The sequence below is a fragment of the Marinobacter alkalisoli genome (assembly GCF_045449855.1).
Taxonomy (GTDB): domain Bacteria; phylum Pseudomonadota; class Gammaproteobacteria; order Pseudomonadales; family Oleiphilaceae; genus Marinobacter.
This window is the reverse complement of sequence record NZ_JBJJLC010000053.1, coordinates 47,374-72,364: the sequence shown is the minus strand read 5'-3', so window position 1 is coordinate 72,364 and position 24,991 is coordinate 47,374. Positions and strand designations below refer to the sequence as shown.

At 59.7% G+C, this 24,991-nt stretch carries 23 protein-coding genes; 10 read left to right on the top strand and 13 right to left on the bottom strand.

The features are described from left to right. Positions 1–47: 47 nt before the first annotated feature. From ubiA to ACJO5Y_RS19025, 3 genes are all read right to left on the bottom strand, one after another. On the bottom strand, positions 48–935 hold the full coding sequence (gene ubiA, locus ACJO5Y_RS19035; protein WP_406989422.1) for a 4-hydroxybenzoate octaprenyltransferase: 888 nt from the start codon (positions 933–935) through the stop codon (positions 48–50). A gap of 83 nt (positions 936–1,018) precedes the next feature. Further along, positions 1,019–1,600: a chorismate--pyruvate lyase family protein gene (locus tag ACJO5Y_RS19030; RefSeq protein WP_406989421.1), complete on the bottom strand. Its 582-nt coding sequence runs from the start codon at positions 1,598–1,600 to the stop codon at positions 1,019–1,021. Further along, a complete protein-coding gene (locus ACJO5Y_RS19025) occupies positions 1,581–2,138 on the bottom strand; it encodes a hypoxanthine-guanine phosphoribosyltransferase (protein WP_406989420.1) in 558 nt (185 codons plus the stop codon). The genes ACJO5Y_RS19030 and ACJO5Y_RS19025 overlap by 20 nt, the downstream gene beginning before the upstream one ends. Before the next feature lie 264 nt (positions 2,139–2,402). Between ACJO5Y_RS19025 and ACJO5Y_RS19020 the strand changes: the two genes are divergently transcribed. The 3 genes from ACJO5Y_RS19020 (at position 2,403) to ACJO5Y_RS19010 (ending at position 4,702) form a co-directional block, all read left to right on the top strand. Continuing rightward, on the top strand, positions 2,403–2,570 hold the full coding sequence (locus ACJO5Y_RS19020; protein WP_008173532.1) for a rubredoxin: 168 nt from the start codon (positions 2,403–2,405) through the stop codon (positions 2,568–2,570). Between the two features lie 44 nt (positions 2,571–2,614). After that, the gene (locus tag ACJO5Y_RS19015) at positions 2,615–3,769 is read left to right on the top strand and encodes an NAD(P)/FAD-dependent oxidoreductase (RefSeq protein ID WP_406989419.1); all 1,155 of its coding nucleotides are present in this window, start codon (positions 2,615–2,617) and stop codon (positions 3,767–3,769) included. A gap of 69 nt (positions 3,770–3,838) precedes the next feature. Further along, positions 3,839–4,702, top strand: a complete 864-nt coding sequence (locus tag ACJO5Y_RS19010; RefSeq protein WP_406989418.1) for an acyl-CoA thioesterase — start codon at positions 3,839–3,841, stop codon at positions 4,700–4,702. Positions 4,703–4,734: 32 nt separating this feature from the next. Here the strand turns inward: ACJO5Y_RS19010 and ACJO5Y_RS19005 are convergent, their stop codons facing one another. The 3 genes from ACJO5Y_RS19005 to ACJO5Y_RS18995 form a co-directional block, all read right to left on the bottom strand. Beyond that, complete coding sequence (locus ACJO5Y_RS19005) at positions 4,735–7,299, bottom strand: EAL domain-containing protein (protein WP_406989417.1); 2,565 nt, start codon at positions 7,297–7,299, stop codon at positions 4,735–4,737. Between the two features lie 109 nt (positions 7,300–7,408). After that, positions 7,409–7,855, bottom strand: a complete 447-nt coding sequence (locus ACJO5Y_RS19000) for a flavodoxin (protein WP_406989416.1) — start codon at positions 7,853–7,855, stop codon at positions 7,409–7,411. An 84-nt stretch (positions 7,856–7,939) separates the two neighbouring features. Continuing rightward, the gene (locus ACJO5Y_RS18995) at positions 7,940–9,049 is read right to left on the bottom strand and encodes a GGDEF domain-containing protein (protein ID WP_406989415.1); all 1,110 of its coding nucleotides are present in this window, start codon (positions 9,047–9,049) and stop codon (positions 7,940–7,942) included. A 250-nt stretch (positions 9,050–9,299) separates the two neighbouring features. On the opposite strand from ACJO5Y_RS18995, the gene ACJO5Y_RS18990 reads away from it, so the two are divergent. Together ACJO5Y_RS18990 and ACJO5Y_RS18985 are read left to right on the top strand one after the other, a co-directional pair. Then, complete coding sequence (locus ACJO5Y_RS18990; RefSeq protein WP_406989414.1) at positions 9,300–10,859, top strand: inorganic phosphate transporter; 1,560 nt, start codon at positions 9,300–9,302, stop codon at positions 10,857–10,859. Positions 10,860–10,994: 135 nt separating this feature from the next. Next, positions 10,995–11,261 carry a hypothetical protein gene (locus ACJO5Y_RS18985; protein WP_012137124.1) on the top strand — a complete coding sequence of 89 codons (267 nt, stop codon included), beginning with the start codon at positions 10,995–10,997 and terminating at the stop codon, positions 11,259–11,261. Between the two features lie 152 nt (positions 11,262–11,413). Here ACJO5Y_RS18985 and panP read toward each other — a convergent pair whose 3' ends face one another. From panP to ACJO5Y_RS18965, 4 genes are all read right to left on the bottom strand, one after another. Continuing rightward, on the bottom strand, positions 11,414–13,093 hold the full coding sequence (gene panP / locus ACJO5Y_RS18980) for a pyridoxal-dependent aspartate 1-decarboxylase PanP (RefSeq protein ID WP_406989413.1): 1,680 nt from the start codon (positions 13,091–13,093) through the stop codon (positions 11,414–11,416). A gap of 222 nt (positions 13,094–13,315) precedes the next feature. Further along, positions 13,316–13,654, bottom strand: a complete 339-nt coding sequence (locus tag ACJO5Y_RS18975; protein ID WP_406989412.1) for a DUF503 domain-containing protein — start codon at positions 13,652–13,654, stop codon at positions 13,316–13,318. 196 nt (positions 13,655–13,850) lie between these two features. Beyond that, positions 13,851–15,554, bottom strand: coding sequence for an isovaleryl-CoA dehydrogenase (locus ACJO5Y_RS18970; protein WP_406989411.1), 1,704 nt, complete (start codon positions 15,552–15,554; stop codon positions 13,851–13,853). Between the two features lies 1 nt (position 15,555). Next, positions 15,556–16,188, bottom strand: a complete 633-nt coding sequence (locus ACJO5Y_RS18965; protein ID WP_406989410.1) for a TetR/AcrR family transcriptional regulator — start codon at positions 16,186–16,188, stop codon at positions 15,556–15,558. A gap of 275 nt (positions 16,189–16,463) precedes the next feature. On the opposite strand from ACJO5Y_RS18965, the gene ACJO5Y_RS18960 reads away from it, so the two are divergent. The 5 genes from ACJO5Y_RS18960 to ACJO5Y_RS18940 all read left to right on the top strand — a co-directional run bounded on the left by ACJO5Y_RS18960 (position 16,464) and on the right by ACJO5Y_RS18940 (position 22,582). After that, positions 16,464–16,685, top strand: a complete 222-nt coding sequence (locus ACJO5Y_RS18960) for a hypothetical protein (RefSeq protein ID WP_406989409.1) — start codon at positions 16,464–16,466, stop codon at positions 16,683–16,685. 146 nt (positions 16,686–16,831) lie between these two features. Continuing rightward, positions 16,832–17,863, top strand: coding sequence for a lipase secretion chaperone (locus ACJO5Y_RS18955; RefSeq protein ID WP_406989408.1), 1,032 nt, complete (start codon positions 16,832–16,834; stop codon positions 17,861–17,863). Positions 17,864–18,028: 165 nt separating this feature from the next. Next, on the top strand, positions 18,029–19,048 hold the full coding sequence (gene hemB, locus ACJO5Y_RS18950; protein WP_406989407.1) for a porphobilinogen synthase: 1,020 nt from the start codon (positions 18,029–18,031) through the stop codon (positions 19,046–19,048). 68 nt (positions 19,049–19,116) lie between these two features. Then, positions 19,117–21,267: a polyphosphate kinase 1 gene (ppk1, locus tag ACJO5Y_RS18945; RefSeq protein ID WP_406989406.1), complete on the top strand. Its 2,151-nt coding sequence runs from the start codon at positions 19,117–19,119 to the stop codon at positions 21,265–21,267. 25 nt (positions 21,268–21,292) lie between these two features. Beyond that, on the top strand, positions 21,293–22,582 hold the full coding sequence (locus ACJO5Y_RS18940; protein ID WP_406989405.1) for a DUF945 family protein: 1,290 nt from the start codon (positions 21,293–21,295) through the stop codon (positions 22,580–22,582). Positions 22,583–22,632: 50 nt separating this feature from the next. Here the strand turns inward: ACJO5Y_RS18940 and ACJO5Y_RS18935 are convergent, their stop codons facing one another. The 3 genes from ACJO5Y_RS18935 to ACJO5Y_RS18925 all read right to left on the bottom strand — a co-directional run bounded on the left by ACJO5Y_RS18935 (position 22,633) and on the right by ACJO5Y_RS18925 (position 24,907). Beyond that, on the bottom strand, positions 22,633–22,881 hold the full coding sequence (locus ACJO5Y_RS18935; RefSeq protein WP_406989404.1) for a YfhL family 4Fe-4S dicluster ferredoxin: 249 nt from the start codon (positions 22,879–22,881) through the stop codon (positions 22,633–22,635). A gap of 11 nt (positions 22,882–22,892) precedes the next feature. Next, entirely contained in the window at positions 22,893–23,375 is a 483-nt protein-coding gene (gene coaD / locus ACJO5Y_RS18930; protein ID WP_406989403.1) for a pantetheine-phosphate adenylyltransferase, read from the bottom strand. 86 nt (positions 23,376–23,461) lie between these two features. After that, positions 23,462–24,907: a coniferyl aldehyde dehydrogenase gene (locus tag ACJO5Y_RS18925; protein ID WP_406989402.1), complete on the bottom strand. Its 1,446-nt coding sequence runs from the start codon at positions 24,905–24,907 to the stop codon at positions 23,462–23,464. Between the last annotated feature and the right edge of the window lie 84 nt (positions 24,908–24,991).

Below are 24,991 nucleotides of genomic sequence, written 5' to 3'. Positions count from 1 at the left end.
GGCCCGGCCCACTCCGTCACGCCAACCATGTTCGGGCCTTCCACGAATTACTGAATGAGAAGGTCAATGACCAACCCGGAAAACACCGCAAACCCAGCCCAGTTGTTATTCAGGAAGGCCTTGAAACATCCCTCCCGCTCGCGGAATCGGGCCAGGTACTGTTGATAGCCGAACAGGCAGGCCATGGCCAGTACGCCGAGGTAATAGATGACGCCCAGTTCCACCTGTTGCCCCACCATCACCAGAATGATCACCACCAGGGCCTGGAGGAAGCCGATGATGGCGCGGTCGGCGTCGCCGAAGAGGATGGCGGTGGATTTGACGCCGATTTTCAGGTCGTCGTCACGGTCGACCATGGCGTAGAGGGTGTCGTAGGCCACGGTCCAGAGCACGTTGGCGGTGAACAACAGCCAGGTCAGTTGGGTGAGTTCGTTGGCCTGTGCTGCCCAGGCCATGGGGATGGCCCAGGAGAAGGCGGCGCCCAGGAACAGTTGGGGCAGGTGGGTGTAGCGCTTCATGAAGGGGTAGATGAAGGCCAGTATGACGCCGCCGAAGGAGAGGTACAGGGTCAGCGGGTTGGTGAACAGCACGACCATGAGGAAAGCCAGCAGGCAGATTCCGAGGAACAGGGCGACGGCTTCCCAGGCGTCGATGCGGCCGGAGGTCAGGGGGCGGTCTTTGGTGCGTTTGACGTGGCGGTCGACCTTGCGGTCGGCGAAGTCGTTGATGGCGCAGCCGGCGGCGCGCATCAGGAACACGCCCAGGGTAAAGATGATGAGGTTGCCGATGTCGGGCGCGCCCTCGGCGGCCAGCCACAGGGCCCAATAGGTGGGCCAGAGCAGGAGCAGGCTGCCGATGGGGCGGTCCAGGCGCAGCAGTCTGGCGTAATCCGCCAGGCGGCTCTGGATGTGGTCGGGCATGGCATTCAGCAGCATAGGGCGTGGTCCGGGTTGGTGTGTCTGGCTTGGATTCAAGCGTGAATTATAGCCAGTGGGTAGCGGGTGGTTAAAGGCCGGGTTTAGTGGCAGAACCGTGGCAGGAAGTACTCACCCACCAGCAAGGCCCTGTCGCCGCTGTAGAAACGGGAGCGTCGCGCGACCGGGGGCTGTGCCGGATGGCTGGTGTGGCAGATGCCGGATTCGAACGGGCCCCGCTGCCAGTGGGTATTGCTGAACAGCCAGGCGCCAAGGGGTTTGCGGCCCAGGTGGCGAAGACGGCGTCCCGCACCCTGCAGGGTGGCCAGGGGAATGATGGTGCGGGCCAGTACCCAGGGTTCGCCGTCGCCACACAGGTGGACTTCGCGGATCCACGCGAGCTGGCGTTCCGGGATGTTCAGGGTGCCGGCTTCTTCCCGTGTTGGCAGGGCAAAGCCCTCACGGGTGACGTCCACGTGGAATGAGCGGGTGCAGCGCAACTGCAGTTCCCGCGTCAGTGATCCTTCCACCTGGAGCCAGTAACGCACCGGACCGTGTACCGTGGGATTGCGGAGGCCGGCAGCGGCCAGGGATCGGTACCAGTCGGTGGGCGGAATGGCCAGGGCGTCTGCCCGGGCCGGTCCGGTGTGGTCGCCTGCCTGGAGGTTAAAGCCCTTTAACGGCATAAATTCCGGGGGCGTTGCGCCAGTAGCCTTTGTAGTCCATGCCAAAGCCGAACAGGAATCGGTCTTCCACTTCCAGGCCGGTGAAGTCGGCTTTCAGGTCGGGGCGGGCCTTGCGGTCGTGTTGCTTGTCCACCAGAACGGCGGTCAGTACTTCCTTCGCACCATGGGCCAGGCAGTAATCGGCGATGGCGCACAGGGTGGTGCCCTCATCAAGGATATCGTCCACGATCAGGATGGTGCGGTCCTGCATGTCCGCTTCCGGACGTAACTTCCATTCCAGGATACCGCCGGTGGTTTCCTGTCGGTAGCGGGTGGCATGGAGGTATTCCGCCTGAATCGGAAATTTCAGCAGCGGCAGCAGCTGTCCGGTCAGTATAAGTCCGCCGTTCATCACGCAGAGCAGCAGCGGATTACTGTCTTTCAGACGGTCGGTGATGTCGCCTGCAAGAGAGCGAATGGCAACCTGTACCTGCTGTTCACTGACCAGGCAATCGGCTTCGTCCATTACCTGTTTCATTTCGGCGACGGTATCGGTCATAGCGGTCGGATCCTGTCGTAAAACGGGCGATTATACCGGAGGAGTCGGGCCAAAGGGAGGGGCAACCGGGTTGCAGCGCCATGGGTATTTGTTGCTATTGGCAGAAAAACCGCCGGGTCACTGTCCTGAGTGGCATTGGTCAATTGTGGAGGGGTGGGTATGATGGTGGCCCGATATGAGTAATGGACAGTTGTTACAAAAGCTTGCGTGCATGATTGTCTGACAATTATCATTGCGCCCTGACAGTAATTGCGGAGAAAGATTATGAAGAAGTGGCAGTGTGTGGTGTGTGGCCTGATCTATGACGAAGCCGAGGGCTGGCCGGAAGACGGTATCGAACCGGGCACCAAGTGGGAAGATGTGCCGGAAGACTGGGTATGCCCGGATTGCGGTGTTGGCAAGGAAGACTTTGAAATGATCGAGATTGGTTAACACCAGCACTCATATTACAGGTTCAATAGAGACGGAGAACAGGAATGACTACAGAAGCCCCTATCGTTATCGTGGGTACCGGTCTGTCGGGTTACTCACTGGCCAGGGAAATCCGCAAGCAGAACAAGGAAATCCCCATTGTCATGGTAACGGCCGATGACGGCTTCAGTTATTCCAAGCCGATGCTGTCTACCGGATTTACCAAGGGTAAGGAAGCCGACGAGCTGGCCCAGGCAACGTCCGAGGCAATGATCGAACAGCTCAACCTTGACCTGCGGACCTACACCACGGTCACCGGTCTCGATACCGAAGCCCATGAACTGGTGATCGGCGATGAGCGCATCCGGTACAGCAAACTGGTGCTGGCCTGGGGCGCGGATGTGATCCGCCTGTCGATTGACGGTGATGGTCAGGATCGGGTGTATTCCATCAATGACCTGATGGATTACCGCGCCTTCCGCGAAGCGCTCGCGGGTAAGAAGCGCGTCGCCATCATGGGGGCTGGCCTGATTGGCAGTGAATTTGCCAACGATCTGCGTAACGGTGACTACGAAGTGGATGTCATTGCGCCTTCCGATACGCTTATGCCGGGGCTGCTGCCACAACCGGCCGCTGAAGCGGTGAGGGAGGAGCTGGCCAGTCAAGGTGTGCGTTTCCACCTGGAAACCGTTGTTGACCGCATCGACCGTGAAGGCGATGGCGTGAAGCTGACCCTGGCCAATGGCGAGACCCTGCAGGCGGATCTGGTGATTTCGGCGGTTGGTCTGCGCCCGCGGACCGAACTGGCCCAGGCGGCCGGTATTGAAATCAACCGCGGGATCATGGTGAACCGTGCGCTGGAGACTTCCGCTCCGGATGTCTACGCCCTGGGGGACTGCGCGGAAGTGGACGGCCATGTGTTGCTCTACGTTCTGCCGCTGATGGCCTGTGCCCGGGCGCTGGCAAAGACCTTGACCAGCGAGCGAACCGAAGTGGCCTACGGCACCATGCCCGTGCTGATCAAAACACCGTGCTGCCCCACGTCTGTCTGCCCGCCGCCATCGAATGCGGACGGTGAGTGGGAGGTTGAGCAGGACGGCACGAATGTGAAGGCCCTGTTCAAGTCGGCGGATGGAACTGTGTTGGGCTTCGCCGTCACCGGCAGTTACGCGGTGGAGAAGCAGGCGCTGTCCAAGGAAGTGCCGCCGATTCACGGTTAAGCCTGTTGCGAAAATGGCCCGCTTGGGGTAGAAACCCATTCGTGAGCTAACGAATCAACAGGAGTAGGCATGCTTGAAGTAACCAGAAAGCTGGTGGATCTTCTGGATCTCTCACCAATCGGGGATGACCATTTTCAGGGCGACAGCGAAGACCTTGGTTTCCCCAATGTATTTGGTGGCCAGGTGCTGGGTCAGGGGTTGATGGCAGCCAGTCGCACGGTCGAGGGCCGGCTCCCCCATTCTCTTCATGCCTACTTCCTGCGTCCCGGTAATCACAGCATGCCGATCGACTACGAGGTCCAGCGGGTGCGGGACGGCGGCAGCTTTTCGGTACGGCGGGTGATTGCCCGTCAGGGTGGTAAGGAAATCCTGACCGGTTCGGTATCGTTCCAGGTCGCGGAGGAAGGCTTCGAGCATCAGCTGGATATGCCCGAAGCGCCGGATCCGGAGACCCTGAAGTCGGAGCAGGAGTACGGGGAAATGCTGGCGCCCCACGTTCCTGAGCGGCTACGGGATAGCCTGACCCGTGATCGGCCGATTGAAATCCGCCCGGTGGATCCGGTCAACCCGTTCAAGCCGGAAACCCGCCCGCCCCATAAGCAAAGCTGGTTCAAAACCCAGGGCCGCCTGCCGGATGACCCGGTACTGCACCGTTGCCTGCTGACCTATGCCTCGGACTTCTCGTTCCTGGGCACGTCCCTGAACCCCCACGGTGTGACGTTCATGAGCAAGAACATGCAGATAGCGAGCCTGGACCACGCCATCTGGTTCCACCGGGATTTCCGCATGGATGAGTGGTTACTGTACGACAAGGACAGCCCGAGCGCGTCCGCTGGCCGTGGCTTCAATCGTGGCAACTTCTTCAATCAGCAGGGTGGGCTGGTGGCTTCCACCACTCAGGAAGCGCTGATCCGCAGGCGCGCCCGCCGCTAGCATTTCCGGTACCCGGATACTCCGGGGCGCCGTCAGCCAAGCTTGCGGCTGACGCCGGACGTGGTGTGGCCCGACAGCCACACCAGCATTTCATCGATGGGCAGGGGCGGTGTCAGCCAGTAGCCCTGAATCATGTCGCAGCCCATAGCCTTCAGCAATTCCGCGGTTTCATCATCCTCCACACCTTCGGCCACCACCTTGTAGCCCAGGGAATGGCACATGTCGATGGTGGTCTGCACGATGACCCGGTCACCCGGCTGGGTGGTGATATCGGTGATCAGGGAACGGTCGATCTTGATCTCGCTGGCCGGCAGTTGTTTGATATAGGACAGCGACGAATACCCGGAGCCAAAATCGTCAATGGACACCGGAATGCCCGCCGAGTGCAGCGAGTTCAGGGCTTTCAGGGAGTTGGCGGGGTCCTGCATCATGGATGTTTCGGTCACTTCCAGGGTGATGGCGCCCCGGTGGCGATGGTGACTGTTCATCAGCCGCTGTACGAAGTCCGGGAAGTCCGGCTCCCTCAGGTTGTTAGGGGAAATGTTGACCGAAACACTCAGTGGCCAGCCCCGATCCAGAAGCCGGGTGCGCAGCGCCAGCGACTGTTCCAGTACCCACCGGGTAAGGGGCCTGATCAGGCCGGTCTGCTCCGCGATGGCAATGATCTCGTCCGCGCGAATGGGCGATTTCCGTCGTGGCCAGCGAATCAGTGCTTCCAGCCCCACGACTGTATGAGACTCCAGGGACAGCTTGGGCTGCAGGTGCAGGGCAAGCTCATTGTTCTGCAGGGCCTGTCTGAGTTCCGATACCAGTGTCAGCCGGTCCGCGCTGTAGGAATCCCTTGTCGGCTGATAGTAAGCGAGCCCGCGATCGCGGGCCTCGTCCGAGTCCTGGGCAATGTGAGCGCGGCGGATCAGGGAATTGGTGTCCTGGGCATGATCGGGGAAGATCGCCGTGCCGATCTGCGGATCCAGCGGAAGCTGCATGCCAAGGTAATCGATCGGCTCCCGCAGTTCCTCAAGGCCGAGAACAATGGCGCGAGGAGCGGCGCTGATCTGGTCAGCATCCACCACAAAGCCGAAGGTGGCGGGCTCCAGGGAGGCCAGATAAACCGAGCGATGATCCGTTTCCTCAATGGCCAGTATGCCTGGAATCTCTCGTACAACACTGTGATACCGGGTTGCAGCCAGTTCAATGAGGCGATCGGTATTGCGGTGGCCCAGGGTCTTGGTGATGGACTGGAGGTTGTTCAGGTGAATCACCGCGATGGCGTATCGCTGATCCGGTACCCGGGCAATGAGATCATTAATCATCATTTCAAAGCAGGTGCGATTGGGCAATCCGGTCAGCGGGTTGTGGAGTGCCTGATCCATCATCCGCAGTTCCGCCGAGCGTCGGGCGGCCATGGCCCTCAGTTCCGCCTCCCGGGCGTGGAGCCTGTCTTCACGTTCGTTGTACAAGCGTTTCGCCAGGGCAATGGTCAGCAGAATGGCTTCAAGGGCCGAGCCTACCTGCATGCCGTAGGTGGTCAGCCAATTGGTTGGCAATAATCCGTACTTGTTGGATGCGGTCAGCATGGTACCAATGATCAACAGCCCCCAGGCAATGGTGTAATAACCCGCCTGGGGGTTCCGCCTTATCCACTGCAGCGGGCCAATGATGATCAGCACCAGGAACGCTGACAGCGCCAGGGCCACCGAGGACTTGATGGACGTGTTGAACTCCAGCACGAAGGTGCCAAGGATCGCCAGCAGACTGACCCCGCTGAGAAACTGGAGCAGCAGGTCGGTTCTGGGGGCGGTTTCCCACAGGCGAAGGAACGAGCGCGCAAACAGCAGCGCAAACAGTACCGCGACCGGCACCACCATCAGCATGACCTGGTTCTGCAGCCACGGGTTGTCTGGCCAGAAGACCTGGAACGTCACCCCCCGCAGGGTAGCCATCAGGAACAGGTAGCTGAATGTCGACAGCACGTAGTACAGGTAAGTGGCTTCGCGCAGTGCCAGGAAGATAAACAGATTAAAGAAAATGGTGGTGATCAGGATGCCGTAATAGAGGCTGTGTAGCCGGTCCTCCGTGGTCAGGGCATCGAACAGGGCGTTCTGTTGCCAGAGCCGGATCGGTACCTGGTGCGCGCCACTGGTTTTAACCGAGAGCAGGATTTCGTACTCGACGTTGGGCTCGACGGTATAGGGAATCAGGAAGCTGGGGTGATAGAGCGGTCTTTCCGAGAACGGCAGGTGGTCCCCGGTGACCACGGTCTGGACGACCTCTCCGTCCGCCAGCAGATAAAACCTGACATAGTCCAGTTGCGGATAGCTGATTTCCAGCACCTGATTGTCAGGGCTGCTCTCCAGCGGCATCCGATACCAGTAATTGTCAGTCACGTACCCGAAATTCGGCGTCTCTTCCGCCAGCGGCTGCCAGTCCGGCCGGTCCAGGAGTTCAGGCACGGCATCTTTCTCTGCTGGCGGGGCCTTCAGGAAGGCAATCGACGGCTGTGGCAGTCGGGACGATGCCGACGGATCCGCGTGAGCGCCGGGGGCCATGAGGATAAAACCGCCGATCAGGGCGAAGATCAGAGCAATATGGCGCACAAAATACCAAGCTTGTTATGTTTGTTTCCTGCAGTATGGCCTCCGCCCGGTTACCGCTCAAGACCGCATGCGGTATATTTCCGGTCAGCTGCTGATTCAGGCCACAAGATTACAGGGTAGTGATCCAGTTCCGAGTCCAGGGCAGGGCTTCCATTTCCGGTTCCGTGGTTTCCAGTGCATCGATTCGCAAGGTCTCACCGACTTTGCGGGCAGCGGTTTCGTACAGGGCTTCCTCCAGCAACTCGCCGGCGCCACAGAAGGTCTCTCCGTAGGAGCTGTCGCCCAGCACGATGACGCCGAACGGTCGGCCCGGCTGTTGCGGTAATTGTTCCCGCAGGGACAGATAAAAAGGCAGAAGGTTAGGGGGAACTTCACCCTGGCCGGTGGTGGAGGTGCAGACCAGCAGGGCATCGTCGTTGCCGGTGATGTCATCGAGAGCCGGGTTCTCCAACACGGTGACCGTGTGGCCCTCGGATTCCAGCCCCTCCCTGATGGCCCTTGCCGTCAACAGGGCACCGCCGTACACGCTGCCCACGAGAATTCGAATTGCTGCCATGGTTGAACCTGTTCCTGTCGGGAGCGGCCCTGAATAGCCGCCGATCACGTTGGCGGATGATCATAGCGACTGGCCGGCGTAGTCTCAAGGTCCGATGGCAGTACGGTTGCCACCTTCTTCCTGACGGGGCCGGACCCGGGGGGCAATCTGATTGCGGCCAGCTTCTTTTGCGCTGTAAAGGTGAATATCCGCCTGTTTCAGCAGCTCATCAACCGAACCGGCCTTGGCGATGGAGCAGACCCCGGCACTGATGGAGACGGGAAGTCGTTGCCCGTGGAACATGAAGTCGGTGTTTTCCACCTCGGAGCGCAGGCGTTCGGCCAGTGCAAGGGCCTGCAGCAGGGAGGTGTCCGGTAGCAACAACAGGAATTCCTCGCCGCCCCAGCGGGCAGCGACATCGGACTGGCGGATAATCCGGCGCGTGAGTGCGGAGAAGGTTTTCAGTGTCTCGTCTCCAGCGTGGTGGCCGTATTGGTCGTTTATGCCCTTGAACAGGTCCAGGTCGATCAGCGCAATGGAGAAATGATGCCCCGATCGTTGGTAGCGGGAAAATTCGGCGTCCAGCCGATGCTGCATCTCCCGACGGTTGGCGAGGCTGGTCAGCTCATCGGTGCGGGCGGCGTGTTCATGGGCCCGGGCCAGCGCCATCAGCTCATTTCTGACTTTCAGCCGGCTGGCTTCAAGCACAAAACAGAAGATGGACTCGAAGGTCAGGGTGGCAAAGAAGCGGATCTTGAAATCCGTGGAGTATTCGGCGCTGACCATGGGCAGTTCCGGGAACCGAAAGACCACGATGGCGACCAGATAGCAGAATAACAGAATGGCCGTGCCTGTTTTCAGATTGGTCAGGTAGAACAGCAGGGGTGGAAAGACATAGAACCATAACGGGCCGGTGTTGTTCTCACCGCCGGAGGCGATGAGGTAGGCAAACAGCAGGCCGACGGTGGCAATCAACCCGGTCTTTTGTATCGTCCGGTTGCCTGTGTGGGCGAACCAGATCATGTTTGCCGCAAGGGGAACGGCAAAAGCCCACAAGACCATGGCGTGATTGTAGTGGCTGGCGAACCAGGCTTTGGCGCCGATGCCGGTGAGGCACAGGATGGCCATGAGAGAAAGCCAGGTCAGAATCCGGGATATCCGGATGTCCTCGGTTTCTCCGACGCCCTGGTGGCTGGAAGTGGTCGGGTCTTTCATTCAGGCCTAGATTGCTGTTTTTATGTATTTTGATGCTTTTAGCAACGATTATGAGTGAACCTGACGGGAATTGGCACCATTTCTCCTGACATTTCACAATGCCTGGCATTGTCGCCTCATGTTTCAATTTCATGGCAAAAAATTTATAGTTGCGGCGCATTGTAGACTACCCTATGGACGGCGTGATCTGACTGGCCGGGATGGCGCGATACGTTGCAACTCATTCAGCATCCACGAGACCTGATTTGTTATGGCCCCGAAAAGCGGTTTTCTTGATACCCTTCTCACCAGTCCTACTACCGAACGTTATCGCATCGGTTTCAGTTTATTTTTCCTGCTTGGCATCTGGTTAATCGTTGGTCAGCTAAGCAGTGGAATGCCCAACAATATGTTGTTGATGGCAGCCGCCGTTATCGGTGGCTACATGGCCATCAATATTGGCGCCAACGATGTCGCCAACAACGTGGGCCCGGCGGTTGGTTCCGGTGCGCTCTCCCTGGGTGGAGCAGTACTGATTGCCGCCATATTCGAAGCCGGCGGCGCCATCATCGCCGGTGGTGACGTGGTGTCCACCATCAAGGGCGGTATTATCGCTGCTGACCGCCTGGGAGACGTCAACGCCTTCGTCTGGCTGATGACCGCTGCCCTGCTGGCGGGGGCCCTGTGGCTGAATCTGGCAACCTGGATGGGCGCGCCGGTATCCACCACCCACTCGATTGTAGGCGGCGTGCTGGGCGCGGGGATTGCCGCCGGTGGCTGGGGTATCGCTGACTGGTCGGTGATGGCGAAGATCGTTGCCAGCTGGGTGATTTCCCCGGTCATGGGCGGTGTGCTGGCGGCGCTGTTCCTGTTTGCCATCAAAAAGACCGTACTCTATCGCCAGAACCTGATTCCGGCGGCGCGGACTTTCGTGCCGTGGCTGGTGGCCATTATGGCCTGGGCGTTTGGCACCTACCTGATGGTCAAGGGCGTCAAGAAAATCATCCAGGTGGATTTCCTGGGCGCCTCGCTGGTTGGCCTGGCAGTGGCTGCAATGGTCTTCGTGATTATGCGGATCGCGGTTGGCCGTCGCGCGGCCACCATGGAAAACAGCGCCGCCGGTGTGAACACCCTGTTTACCTGGCCACTGATTTTCGCCGCTGCCCTGCTGAGCTTCGCCCACGGCGCTAACGACGTGGCCAACGCCATCGGCCCCCTGGCCGCCATCAATGATGCCCTGTCCGCGGGCGCTGTGGTCACGGCCGCCGCCATTCCGTTGTGGGTCATGCTGGTGGGTGCGTTGGGGCTTTCAGTGGGCCTGATGCTGTTTGGCCCACGCCTGATCAAGACCGTCGGCAGCGAAATCACCGAGCTCGACAAGACCCGGGCTTTCTGTATCGCCCTGTCTGCCGCCCTGACCGTTATCATTGCCTCCCAGCTGGGCCTGCCGGTCAGCTCCACCCACATCGCGATTGGTGGCGTGTTCGGCGTGGGCTTCCTGCGGGAATACCTGAAGTCCAACTACGCGACCCAGCTTCACAAGATCATGGAGCACCATGACAAAGCCGAGCAGGAGCGACTGCGCCCGTTCCTTGATGACTTCCGCAATGCCTCTGTCGAGGAGATGGAGAACCTGCTCAAAGAGGCCAAGAAGAAAAAGCAGGTGCCGCTGTCCAAGGGCGAGCGCAAGCGGCTGAAGAAAATCTACCGCGAGGAAATGGTCAAACGCTCCCACCTGACCCGCATCGTGGCCGCGTGGATCATCACCGTGCCGGCATCCGCCTTCATGGCCGCCATGTTGTTCTTCACCCTGCGCGGCCTGCTGATGTAATGCCTGCCTCTGCCCGCTTCGTTGGTGAAGCGGGCAGAATCATTCGCGGGCTGGTTGCAGTCCGCCGAATTAGCCATACTATTTATTGTATGTTGAGGGCTGTCCCCTGAACGTCAAACTATCCGGGAGTAAATGATGAGTTCGTCTGCCGAAAGCCGTCAGGCCCGCATGATTGATGAGCTGCGAGTGTTCATCAAGAAGGTACTGAGCGATCCGACCATTGCGGTCAAATCCGTGGAAATTGCCCGCAAACACCGTAATGAGCCGAAGGCCAATGAGGTGATTGCCAGGGAAATCAGCGCCAACACTACGATCCGTATCCCCGAGAACTGGAGCGAGGCGGATCACATGTTCCTGGATATCCTGCACGAAGTGCTGGATGACGAAGAGGCGCTGTATTAAGTCTGGAGTTTGAGCTAGACCCCGCAAGGGGCGGGAACGCGTTTCCAAAACACGCTGTGAATACATCCATGTACGCTCGGCTCCGCCATCCATGGCTCCGCACGGTTTTGGAAACGCGTTCCCGCCCCTCGCTCAGTGCAAAACCTGAAAAATCAGGCCTGCCGCGCATCCGGCTGATGCTGTTTGAGTACGGCATTGGCCATCTGATGCAGAATATTGATCTCGTCCTGAATACCTTCCTCAGTGATCGCCAATTCCCGCTGCTCCGCCAGAATATCTTCCAGGATCTCCCGGGTGGTTAACGGGTTGGCCAACACTACCCGGAACACGATGCAGGGGAAATGGTAATAACGGGCCGGCTCCAGCCGGGTCCGGGAGACAAACGCCTTGCCTCGCTCCCGTTGGGTTTTCTGGACGAACTTGGTGACGCGGTTGAGGCAGGCGTTCAGTTTTTCCGCCTGCAATTCATCCGCCAGGGCCAGCGCCTGCTGTACATCCTCCGGGCAGTAGCGATAGGTCAGGATGTTCAGTTCCGGTTTGGTGATCAGCTCGAAATCCGGTTGGGCGTTGATCAGGTCGGCAAAGGTCTGGGCCTTGTCGATGCCCTGGTCGATCAGGATCTCGTAGCCTTCCCGTGCGAGGATTTTCAGGCCGGAGTGGATCAGCATGGACATGCCCGGGCGTGAGCCCTCAAGGGTGGTGCTGCCCAGGTCCCGGGAGCCCTTACGGATAATGTATTGGGCGTGATGTTCCACGGCACTGGCCAGGCTCGGGTCGCGGAATACCACCAGCCCCACGCCCATGGGGACGTAGAGCTGTTTGTGGGCATCGAAGGTGACAGAGTCGGCCTGTTCGATACCGCGCAGCAGGGAGCGGTAGGTGCGGGAGAACAGTGTGGGGCCGCCCCAGGCGGCGTCCACGTGGAAGTGGGCGCCGAATTCCCGGGCAGTGTCAGCCATGGCGTCCAGTGGGTCGACGTTGCCGGTTTCGGTGGTGCCGGCGATGCCGCAGATGGCCATGATCTTGATTTTCTGTTTCTGCAGTTCCAGGCATTTGTCCCGCAGGGCGTCGGTCTGGATGCGGTTGTCGTCGTCGGTGTCCACCGGGATCAGGAAGTCACGGCCCAGGCCGAGCACGTCGGCGGCTTTGCGCAGCGAGTAATGGCCGCGACGGGACACCAGTATGGCTGCGCCTTCATAGCCGTAGTAGCGAAGGGCGCGGAACAGGCCTTCCTGGTGGATGCCGCGGAAACTGCCTTCGGCCGGGAACGCGCGGTTGCGGGCGACCCAGAGAGCCGTCAGGTTGGCGACGGTGCCGCCGGAACACATGGCGCCGAGGGCAAAGCGGGGGTCGTGCATCCACTTGCGGTAGAAAGCGCCGTCCTGCTCGTACACCAGGCGGTGAATCATGCCCAGCACCTGGCGCTCCATGGGGGTAAACGCCTTGGAGGTTTCGGTTTTTACCAGATTCTGGTTCAGGGCAATCATGATCTTGGACAGCGGCAGCATGAAGTAGGGCAGTGCCGATGTCATGTGGCCGATAAAGCTGGGAGAGGCGGTATGAACGGAGTTCGCCACCAGCTTGTCCAGCAGGAACTGGGCCTGTTCGGAGACGAACACGGGCTTTTCCGGGATGGCGTAGTCCGAGAAGTCTTTTTCGACTTCGGACAGGTCCCGTTCCACGGCCACAATATGTTCCTGCAGGAAACCTGCAAGATTGCGGGAAATGTTCTGGTCGATCCGGCTCAGGGTGGATTCCGGTGCTTCGGGCACTGTGAATACACGGTACATTGCCTCAACCGAGGCCTGGGCGGATTTTTTCTTTCCGGTCATACGCGCGCCACACACTATCAATCGGTGGTCATCCGCAGGCCGGTTCCGGATGCCTGGCGGATACAGTCGGACATGTGCTTCCGACATTGGAAATTCGTCTTGCCCGGTGTCGCCCGGGCGCTCTGGCTTCCCTTCTGGCCTCTGAGCCTCTGACTGACTCTGAGAGGGAGCGTAGTATACGGCCTGGTGAATTCTTGTGCCACACAGGCCTGAATGGGTGTTTCAGAGAATTTCCCGGTGTACGTCCAGTATGGCAGCATCTATCCGATCCTGGATGGCTTTTTCCACCTGGTCGAGGCGCTGGGTAATTTGCTGGGTTGAGCTGCCCAGGGCGGCGATGGTCCAGGTGGCGCAGTCCAGGGCGTCCTGGTCGGCGGTTTCGGCGACGGCCAGGTCGGGTTCGCGGCCCCAGACGGCTTTCAGGGCGGTGAATGCCTTGCGCTTGGCCTTGAGGTCTTCGCAGCCATAGAGCTGGAAGTGCAGGGTGAGTACGCCCACGTGGGGGGTGATCACCGGTGTCGGGCCAGATTGGTTGAGCAGTTTTCTAAGTGCTTCAGACATATGTGTTTCGACTTTGGTGCAGGAACCGGCGGGGGATGGCTTTCCAAAACACGCTCCTTCGGCACATCCATGTGGCGCTTGGGCTCCGCCATCCATGGCTCCGCACAGTTTTGGAAAGCCATCCCCCGCCGGTTCGCCAACGGTTCAAGTGTAGTCCGCTAAATCGACCGCCGCGGTAATCTGGCGATCCTCAAATTTAGCCTACTACAGGTGTTGCCCGTTTGATAATGGCCGCTGCGTCGGTGCCGGATGGTAAGTTGCCGTAGTTGAGGCCGCCGCCGGATTGCAGGCGGGAGGCGCAGAAGGCGTCGGCGACTGCCGGGTCGGAGCCGCGTAGTAGCAGGCTGGCCTGCATGGCCAGGGCCAGGCGGTCGACCAGATTGCGGGCGCGGTACTGGACGTCGCTGGTGTCTTTGAAGTCGTTTTGCAGTTGAGCAACGAAGCGGTCGAAGCGGGCGTCGGTGCCTTTCGCTTCGACGACTTCGTGGAAGAACGCGTCGAGGGTTTCCGGTTCTTTTTGCAGGGCGCGCAGGGTGTCGAGGCACTGGACGTTGCCGCTGCCTTCCCAGATGGCGTTGACCGGTGACTCCCGCAGCAGGCGCGGCATGATGCAGTCTTCCATGACGCCGCTGCCGCCGATGCATTCCATGGCTTCGTAGGCGTGATTCGGGGTGCGTTTGCAGATCCAGTATTTGCCGACCGGTGTGGCCAGTCGTGCCAGCAGGCGTTCGTGTTCCAGGTGCTGGTTGTCGAGGGCGCGGGCGATGCGCAGGGTGTAAGCCATGGCCGCTTCGCTCTCCAGTGCCAGGTCTGCCAGCACGTTCTGCATCAGCGGTTGTTCGCTGAGGCGATGGCCGAAGGCGCTGCGGTGGCGGCAGTGGTGGGAGGCCTGGGCCACGGCCTGGCGCATGCCGGCGGAGCTGCCGATCATGCAGTCGAAGCGGGTCATGGCCACCATTTCGATGATGGTGGGTACGCCGCGGCCTTCTTCGCCGACCATCCAGGCCAGGGCACCGCGCAGTTCCGCTTCGCTGGAGGCGTTGGCGACGTTGCCCATCTTGTTCTTCAGGCGCTGGATTTGCCAGGGGTTCTTGCTGCCGTCCGGGTGCCAGCGCGGCATCAGGAAGCAGGACAGTCCGCTGGTGGTCTGGGCGAGTACCAGGAAGGCGTCGCACATGGGGGCTGAGACAAACCATTTGTGGCCGACCAGTTCGTAGGCCTGTCCCGGGCCTTCGGTGCCCACCGGGTAGGCGCGTGTGCTGTTGGCGCGGACATCGCTGCCGCCCTGTTTTTCGGTCATGGCCATGCCGATGGTCACCGACTGTTTCTGGCCATCGGGCAGGTTGCGGGGGTCGTACTGGTTGGCGAGGATCCGGTCTTCCCAGAGGGCTGCCAGTTCCGGCTGCTTGCGGATGGACGGAATAGCCGCAAAGGTCATGGTGATGGGGCAGCAGTGTGCCGCTTCCACCTGGGAGTGCATGTAGTATTTGGCTGCCCGCGCAACATGGGCACCCTGGCCAGGGTTGGTCCAGGGGCTGCTGTGCAGGCCGTGCTCCATGGCAATGGACATCAACTGGTGATAAGCCGGGTGGAAATCCACCTGGTCAATACGGTGGCCAAAGCGGTCGTGGGTATTGAATACCGGTTTGTTTTCGTTGGCGCGGAAGCCCAGTTCAATAATTTCCCGCCTGCCGGCCAGCGCACCAAAGGCCTGGAGGTCGTCAGCGGCTGCGCTGCCACCTTCGCGTTCCACCGCTTCCCTGAGCGCCGTGTCCTGGTCGAACAGGTTGTAGTCTTCCAGGGCAGGGGGCTGGTTGACCACGTCATGGGTCTCAGCCAGATAGCGATCTTCCGGCTCGGTTGAGCCGGTGATAGGTGGTGCAGGCTGACGGGCGTTCATGTTACCTCCTGGTACCGGTCAGCCCCTGCAAGCAAAAACGTAGGATGGAGTTGACCAGTGGGTCTTTGTTGTCGTTTCTCGGTTCCGTTTGACTATCTGCCTGGGCCGGGGACAAGGGTCCTACCAGGCTTTCGGCGATAGCGCCTACCAGGCATGTGCTGCTCTGGCGTGCGTCCTGCTCGGGAATGCATCCCTCTTCAATACCTTCTCTGATGGCCTTTTCGAACAGCTCGGCGTAGGCCTGCCGGTAGGCCAGTCTTTCTTCCTCAACTTTCGGGTCGACCGGTTCGGCAATCAGTGACCAGGCCATGACCGGTCCTCGCAAGGCGCGTTCGGCAAACTGACGCAGCGCCGCTTCAAGCCGCACGGTGGCATCCCCGTGGGTGGACAGTGCTTCCGCGACCTTGTCGACTTCCCTTTGGGTTGCCAGCCGGAAAATTTCTGCAAACAGATCTTCTTTCGACTCAAAATGGCGATAGATTGTTCCTGTCGCAACTTCTGCCAGAGCGGCAATGTGTGTGACTCTGGCGCTGCGAAAGCCGCTTTCCGCCACGCATTGGTAGGCGCAACTGACGATGCGCTGGCGAGCCTCCGCCTTACGTTTGCGCATCTTCTCCGTTTCCCGGTAGGCCATGCTGGCTCCTCTTAAGTAGTGAATCATTATTCATTTCTTGTGTCAACCAAGTAAGAGTCGGTTGTAGTTTTCTTTATTACTTAAAATCAATCAGTTGCAATTGATTACAAAAAATTACAAAAAAGTCTTTGCCTGTAAATGGCGTTGTCTGAAAAAGCAGATTATAAAGACGCCAAGGCATACCGCCAGGGCGGATGTTGCCGAGGCGGAGCGACCCCCCCCAAGTCGGGTCAGGTGCGCTCGATGTTTTGTTTTCGTTGATGGGGAATGAGGCCATGAGTGAATTCGACGAAAGCAACCTGGAGCAATCCGGAGGCTGGAACAGTGGCAGTGAAGACAACCACTCCGTCGCTGGTCGGGCCCGGGTGCGTGCACAGTTACAGGCGGATATTGAGGCTTTCCTGAACCAGGGCGGGCAAATCCAGGAAGTGGACACATTGTTCCGCTCCGATCCTTCCCGCAAGGTGGATATCGGCTTCAATAACCGATCCCTCTGATGCGACAGGCCCACAGTCACCGGCTGTGGGTCTGTTTTTGAACGCTGTCTCAGCGTGTCTTCAATCATTGGTCTATTCTGGGCCCTTTCGTTATCAGCCGTGTGGGTAGATGGCTGGTCCATAACTCCAACAAGAACCCCTACATTATGAGAGTCCTATCGTGGCTGGCAACGGCTTTGCTGGTGATCATAGCAGCCATGGTCGTTATTGTGCTTCTACTTGCCGATGCCGGAATCGATTCCGGGCAGACCCGGCCGGACAGCCATCAGCCGGATTCCGCGCCTGCGGGTTCGGCACCGGCCGCGGACACCAACAGCCAACCGTCCCGCTGGGTCGGGCAGCGGAGCACCGTGGTGTTGCCCGATACGTTGCCGGCATCGCTGAGCGGGACATCGCCCCCTGCGGGGTGGGCCCGGGTTGACAGCAACGGTAACCTGATCCCGACATCGTCATTACGTCAGCTGTTTGAGTACTACCTTTCGGCCCTGGGGGAGGAACCCCTGCGGCAGCTGGTGGCGCGAATTGAGCGCGAGTTGGCCGCACTGGATGAGCCGGCTCGCTCCGAGGCCCTGAATATCCTGGGGAACTACCTGGATTACAAGCTGGCGCTGGGCGACCTGGAGTCATCCTACGGTCAGGACGTTGCGGACAATCTGTTGGACACCAGGCGCCGCATGCAGGAGATCCACGCCCTGCGAAGGACGTGGCTGGATGCTGGCACCACCGAGGCGTTCTTTGCCCATGAGGAGGCGGTGGACCGCTTTCAGCTGGAGCAGCGCCGCATTAACGGCGACGAGTCACTGACGGATGAACAGCGGTCACGGGCCGTCGCGGCGGCTGAACAGGACTTGCCCGCACCTGTGCGTCGTGCCCGCGAGGAAACCCGGCGTTTCGCGGAGTATGAGCAGGCGCGGCAGGAGCTGGCCGGGGATCCCGATGCCCTGAAGGTTTGGCGTGAGGACGCGTTTGGCGCCGAAATCTCGCAACGGCTGGCGGAAGTGGAGGCGCGTCAGGAGGATTGGGACCAGCGCTGGCAGGCCTACAGTCAGGAACGTCATGAACTGGAGAGTGCGGGGCTGGCCGGTCCTGAGCGGGAAGCCGCCATGGAGGATCTGCGCAACAGGTACTTCAGCGGGCCGGAGCGAAAACGGGCGCAGGCACTGGATTCCCAGCGGTAACCCCACTGTCACACCCCGTTGTTAAGCTTGCCCGGCAAGCGGTCAATGGGGCCCGACCGGAGCCTGCCCCATGGCAGCCAGGGCGTGTATGATGAGGGAACCGATCGACCGGACAGTCCGGTCGGTTTCTGGTTTGTGTTCTACTCGCCACCCAGGAGGTGCTTCGTGCGTTCACCAAGTCGTGTATTCCCTGCTACTCGCCTGCGTCGTAACCGGGCTAATGATTTTTCCCGCCGTCTGGTGCGGGAACATCAGCTCAGTGTTGATAACCTGATCTATCCGGTGTTCATTCTGGAGGGCGAAGGTCAGAGGGAGCCGGTGCCTTCGATGCCGGGGGTTGAACGCCTGAGTATTGATCTTCTGGTGGAGCAGGCCGCCGAGCTGGTTGAACTCGGCATTCCTGCCGTGGCGCTGTTCCCGGTGGTACCCGCCGAGCACAAGAACACATCAGGTTCCGGTGCATGGAACTCCGACGGTCTTGCCCAGCGGGCGGTGCGGGCGTTGAAGAAGGCGCGCCCGGAATTGGGGGTGATCACCGATGTGGCGCTGGACCCGTTCACCACCCACGGCCAGGACGGCATCGTCGATAATGACGGTTATGTGCTCAACGACGTGACCATCGAAGCACTGGTCAATCAGGCGCTGTCCCATGCCGACGCGGGGGCGGATATTGTGGCGCCTTCGGATATGATGGACGGTCGCGTGGCGGCTATCCGGGGTGCCCTGGAATCGGCGGGTTATGTGAATACTCGCATTCTGGCCTATTCTGCCAAGTATGCCTCTGCCTATTACGGTCCATTCCGGGATGCGGTCGGGTCGGCGGGCAATCTTGGTAAGGGCGACAAGGCGACTTATCAGATGGATCCGGCCAACAGCGACGAGGCACTGCAGGAAGTCTCGATGGATCTGGCGGAAGGCGCGGACATGGTGATGATCAAGCCAGGCATGCCTTACCTGGATATTGTTCATCGCGTCAAACACGAATTGCGGGTGCCGACGTTTGTGTACCAGGTCAGCGGCGAGTACGCCATGCATATGGCGGCCGCTGAAAATGGCTGGCTGGATGGCGATGCGGTGATGATGGAGAGCCTGACGGCCATGCGTCGTGCCGGCGCCGATGCCATCCTGACGTATTTTGCGGTCAGGGCCGCGCGCCTGCTCCGGCATTCCGGCACACAAGGCTAACGGAATAATGTCAGGTTCGGGCAAATCAGGCGCTTTGCCGGAACCCCTAAAACTGGAATCAGTGAGTCATGAGTAGTGAATCTGTCAGAGAACGGAATGTGGTGGAGAGCGAGGTGGAAGAGCAGAGCGTTCCCGCCCCCGTTGAAGTGCCGAGTGTCGGTCAGGAAGTTGACCTGGGCGCCAGCGAGAACTTCTTTAACCGAGAGCTCAGCCAGTTACAGTTCAATTACCGGGTGCTGAAGCAGGCCCTGGACACCACTCACCCGCTGATCAACCGCCTGATTTACTGCTGCATTTTCAGCAGCAACATGGACGAATTCTTCGAGATTCGTGTTGCCGGCCTTCGCCAGCAGATGAAATACGGCCGGGAAACCATCGGTTCCGATGGCATGATGCCCGAGCAGGCCCTGGCTGAAATCAGCCGCGTGGCCCATGAATATATTCGTGAGCAGTACGACATTCTCAATAACGTGCTGATTCCGGAGATGGAGCAGGAGAATATCCATTTTGTCCGGCGTCGGGAATGGACCCCGGCCCAGGCGGAATGGGTGCGCCGCTATTTTGAGGAGGAGATCCTGCCGGTGGTCAGCCCGATCGGCCTTGACCCCTCCCATCCTTTTCCGCGACTGGTCAACAAGAGCCTGAACTTCATTGTCGAACTGGACGGCAAGGACGCCTTCGGTCGCGAAACCGGCATGGCGATCGTGCCGGCGCCACGATCCCTGCCCCGGCTGGTGCGCCTGCCGGATGATGTGTGCAATGGCGGCGACAACCTGGTGTTCCTGTCCTCAATGATTCACGCCCACGCCGATGAGCTGTTCCCCGGCATGGAGGTCAAAGGCTGCTATCAGTTCCGCCTGACCCGCAACGCCGACCTGGAGCTGGAGGACGATCTGGAAGACCTCGCCTCGGCCTTGCGTGGTGAACTGCTCAGTCGCCGCTTTGGTGACGGCGTGCGCCTGGAGGTGGCCGATAACTGTCCGGAGGAACTGGTCCACTTTCTGTTGCAGGAATTCAAGCTCACCGAACGTGACCTCTATCAGGTTCATGGTCCGGTCAACCTGACTCGCCTGATGGCGGTAGGGGGGCTCGTGGATCGACAGGATCTGACCTATTCCGGATTTTCGCCGTCCATTCCGCGACAGATTCGCAGCAAGGAATCCATGTTCGACGCCATTCGCAAGCGTCCGATCCTGCTGTTGCACCCCTATCATAATTTCAGCCCGGTGATTGACCTGTTGCGGCAGGCGGCCAAGGACCCCCAGGTGTTGGCCATTCGTCAGACCCTGTACCGCACCGGGGCTGACTCCGAAATCGTGGAAGCGCTGGCGGATGCCGCCCGGCGCGGAAAAGAGGTCACCGCGGTGATTGAGTTGCGGGCCCGCTTCAGCGAGGCGGAAAACCTGGAGCTGGCCAGTCGCCTGCAGGAAGCCGGGGTGATTGTGGTGTATGGGGTGGTTGGCTATAAAACCCACGCCAAGATGATCCTGATCGTGAGGCGGGAAGAGGGCCGGTTACGGCGCTATGTGCACCTGGGGACCGGCAACTATCACGCCGGTAATGCCCGGTTGTACACCGATTACAGCTTCATGACCTGCGATGAATCCATCGGTGATGATGTCAACAAGCTGTTCCAGCAGCTTACCGGCATGGGCAAGGCGTTGAAGATCAAGAAACTGTTCCATGCACCGTTTACGCTACACAGCCAGTTGCTGAGCCTGATCGACCGGGAGGCTGGCCATGGCCAGAAAGGGCGGATCATTCTGAAATTCAACGCCCTGACCGAACCCCAATTGATCAAGGCGCTGTACCGGGCGTCCCAGGCCGGTGTGAAGATTGACCTGATTCTTCGTGGTATCTGCTGCCTGCGGCCGGAAGTGCCCGGGCTGTCCGAGAATATCCGGGTACGGTCCATTATTGGTCGTTTCCTGGAACATACCCGGGTTTATTACTTCGGCAATAATGGGCGTCCGGATGTCTATTGTTCCAGTGCTGATGGCATGGAACGCAACCTGTTAAGCCGCGTGGAGACTGCGTTTCCCATTGAAGATCCCAGCCTGGTTGCCCGGGTGCGGGAGGATCTCGATACCTATCTGGCGGATAACTGTCAGGCCTGGGTCTTGCAGCCGGATGGCAGTTACCTACAGAATCAACCGGCGGAAGGGGAGGACCGACTGGCATCCCAGCTGGTGTTGCTGGAGCGTCTGACCGGACAATAATCAGCAGTTTGTTACGGAGAAAACATTGAAAAAGACATGGATGATTGTGGGTGGGGTGGTTCTGGTCGTTGGTGCGGTGGCTCCCTGGGGTGTGGGCTGGCTGACCGAGCAACAATGGCGGGATGTGACGGCTGAGGTTAACGCGGCGCAGCCGTTCTTCCGGCTTGAAACACGGGATTATGATCGCGGTTATCTCGGCGGCCGTTTTGAGGGCACGCTGACATTCGAGGATCCCGCCAGCAACGACGTTCACCGGATTGATTACAAGGCGAAGGTTTCACACGGGGTGACCGGAAGCCTGCTGGATTTCTCCCCGCTTTCCGACCTGCCGGAGGAGGCCGCCGAGCTTTTCCCGGAGGAAAAGCCGCGTCTGACCCTGGAGACCCGCCTGTGGGGGACGGCCATCGTTGAACTGACGGTTCCCGCGATCTCGGTCACCAACGACGATACCGGGGAATCACTGAACGTATCCGGAGGTTTTGGTCGGGCGGATATCAGTGGCGGCGGTTCCGGGGCCGATATCATGATGGTATGGCCGGGGATGGTGCTGGATACCCGGGACCTGCGGGTCACCCTGGGGGAGTTCCGGCTTGAACAGACCCTGGATTACCTGCGTGGCGAGGTATGGACAGGGGAAGGGGTGGCGACCCTGGCGTCCGTTGAGTTGACTTCCGCTGGCCAGGCGCCCCTGCGCATGGACGACTTCAGGATGACCAGCAAGACCTGGCCTGTCGACAACGACCGCAGTGTGAACTCCGAAACCGTGGTAACCCTGGACTCGGTCACCTCGGAGGGTGACAGTTTCGGGCCCCAGCGGGTGGAGTTTGTGATGGATGGGCTGGATGTGGACAGCTGGAGTGAGCTGACCGGCGCCCTGACGGATCTTCAGGTCGCAGCCCTGGACAACCAGCCCGGGTCGCCTGCCGCCTTCGAGCAACAAATGGCCAGCATGAGTCGTATCAGTGGTGCTCTGCTGGATCTGGCGGCCGAGGGCTTCAGCTTCGGCTTCCCGAACATCAGTCTGGTGACGCCGGAAGGCGAGGTTAACGGGGAGCTGATGGTCAGACACCCGACTCTGTCGGATCAGGAGCGCTCACAGATGCTGATGGTGATGCAGCGGCTGACGGGGCAAATGAAGCTGAGCCTGCCGGTGGCGCTGGCGGAGAATCATCCTGAATTGATGATGCAGCTGGCCCCGCTGATCAAGGACGGCATGATGACGCGCAATGGCGACCGTCTTGCGATGTCTGCAGAGCTGAAAGACCTGGCCCTGGATGTGAACGGCACCGCGATACCCTTGCCGCCGTTGTTCTGAGTTGGGAACACGGTGCGCCGCCCCGGCGCACCGTGATGAGCCCAGGGGGCTCAGCCTGCGGTCAGGCGCTGGTACTTTTCCATTAACTGACTTTCTGATTCCTGCCGTTCCGGATCCAGCGGAATACAATCCACCGGGCAGACCTGCTGGCACTGGGGCTCATCATAGTGGCCGACGCATTCGGTGCACTTGTCCGGGTCAATCACGTAGATCTCGTCACCCGGAGCGATGGCGTCGTTCGGGCATTCAGGCTCACAAACGTCGCAGTTGATGCACGCGTCGGTAATCATCAGGGCCATCGGGCGTTACCTCAGGATTGACTGAACTTCTGTTTCATCGCGGCCTCGACGGCTGGATCAACAAATTCCGAGACATCTCCGCCGAGTGATGCAATCTCACGGATCAGGGTGGATGAGATGTAGGACAGGTGGTTCGCGGGGGTCAGGAAGACGCTTTCCACTTCCGGGGCCAGCCGACGGTTCATGTCTGCCAGCTGGAACTCGTACTCGAAGTCAGACACTGCGCGCAGCCCCCTGAGGATCACGGTGGCGTTCTGTTCCCGGACAAAATCTGCCAGCAGGTTACTGAAACCGGTGACGCTCACATTCGGGATATGGGCGGTGGCTTTCCTGACCAGTTCGCAGCGCTCGTCCAGATCCAGCAGTGGCTGCTTCTTCGGATTGTAGGCGATCGCAACGACGATCTCGTCGAACATGCGACCAGCCCGTTCAATCAGGTCGGTGTGGCCATTGGTGATGGGGTCAAAGGTGCCTGGGTAAATAACTTTAGGCATGCGCTGCTCCTCGGTTCAGAAGCCCATAGGATACCCGGGCACTCACTGTCTTGTCAGCCTTTGAGCTTGCCAGGCTGGTCGCCGGATCAGCGAATGAACAGCTTGTAGATCATCTTGTGGGCAGTGGTGCCGTGAGGCGCATAGACGTATTTGCCGCTGTTGAATTTCTGCTTGCTGAAAATGGCCCGGTGATGGGACAGCGTCAGGAAGCCTTCCTTGCCGTGATAGTGCCCCATGCCGGAATCGCCAATGCCGCCGAAAGGCAGGTCATCCTGAGCCACGTGCATGAGGGCGTCATTGATGCACATGCCCCCGGAGAGGGTGTGGTCCACCACCTGCTGTTGCATGGAACGGTCGTAGCCGAAGAAGTACAGCGCCAGCGGGCGCGGACGATCGTTGATGTAGTGAATCGCTTCCTCAAGGCCACCATAACTGACGATGGGCAGGATCGGCCCGAAGATCTCGTCCTGCATGACCTTCATCTCCGGTGTGGTCTTCAGCACCAGGGTCAGGGGCATCTTGCGGGTGCCGTCCTTGAGGTTCTCCCGCGCCGGATTCAGCTCGATGATCTCTGCGCCTTTCTCCCGCGCATCGTCCAGGTATTCCTGCAGCCGCTGGAACTGCCGCTCATTGATAATAGCGGTGTAGTCGTCGTTGTCCCGCAGGCTCGGGTACATATCGGCAAAGCGGGCGCGGAACTCATCCACAAACGCCTGGACGCGGTCCGCCGGGCAGAGTACATAGTCTGGCGCCACGCAGGTCTGACCGGCGTTGAATGCCTTGCCGAACGCGATCCGCTGAGCGGCGTCTTCCAGGGGAACATCGAAGGAGACAATAGCGGGGGATTTGCCGCCCAGCTCCAGGGTGACCGGGGTCAGGTTCTCTGACGCCGCCCGCATCACCAGTTTGCCGACCGACGTGGAGCCGGTGAACAGCAGGTGATCAAAAGGACGACTGGAAAAATCCGCGGCAACGTCCGCTTCACCGGTGATCACGGATACCAGGTCCTCGGGGAACGTGGATTCAATGATTTCCTTGAACAGGGCAGACGTGTGCGGAGTGAACTCCGACATCTTGATCATGGTACGGTTACCTGCTGCCAGCGAGGCAACGAGGGGGCCAACGGCCAGATACAACGGGTAGTTCCAGGGCACAATAACGCCGACCACACCCTTGGGCTGGTAATGCACCTTGTTGCTGGCGGGCTGGAACAGTACGGATACGTGGCGTTTGGACGGTTTCATCCAGCCGCCGAGGTTCTTCAGGGTGTAGTTGATGCCCTGGATGGACGGCATGATTTCGGCAATCAGCGATTCGTCCCTGGAGCGACAGCTGAAATCCCGGTCGATCGCGTCGGTCAGCTTGTCCTGATTGCTCAACAGCGCCCGCTTTAGCCGTTTCAGGTTTTCCTGGCGTTCGGTCGATGATGGCATCGGGTTGTTTCTGAATGCTTTCTTCTGGTTCTCGAAGACGCGATGCGTATGCTGGATCTGCTTTTTGCTTTCGGTAAGCTGGACGACGCTGGCTCCCATGGTCTTCTCCCCTCGGGCTGCCGATGCATACCGGATGCCCTGTTGTTGTATGGTGGCGAAAAAGTGCTCAATTTGCGCTTGAGG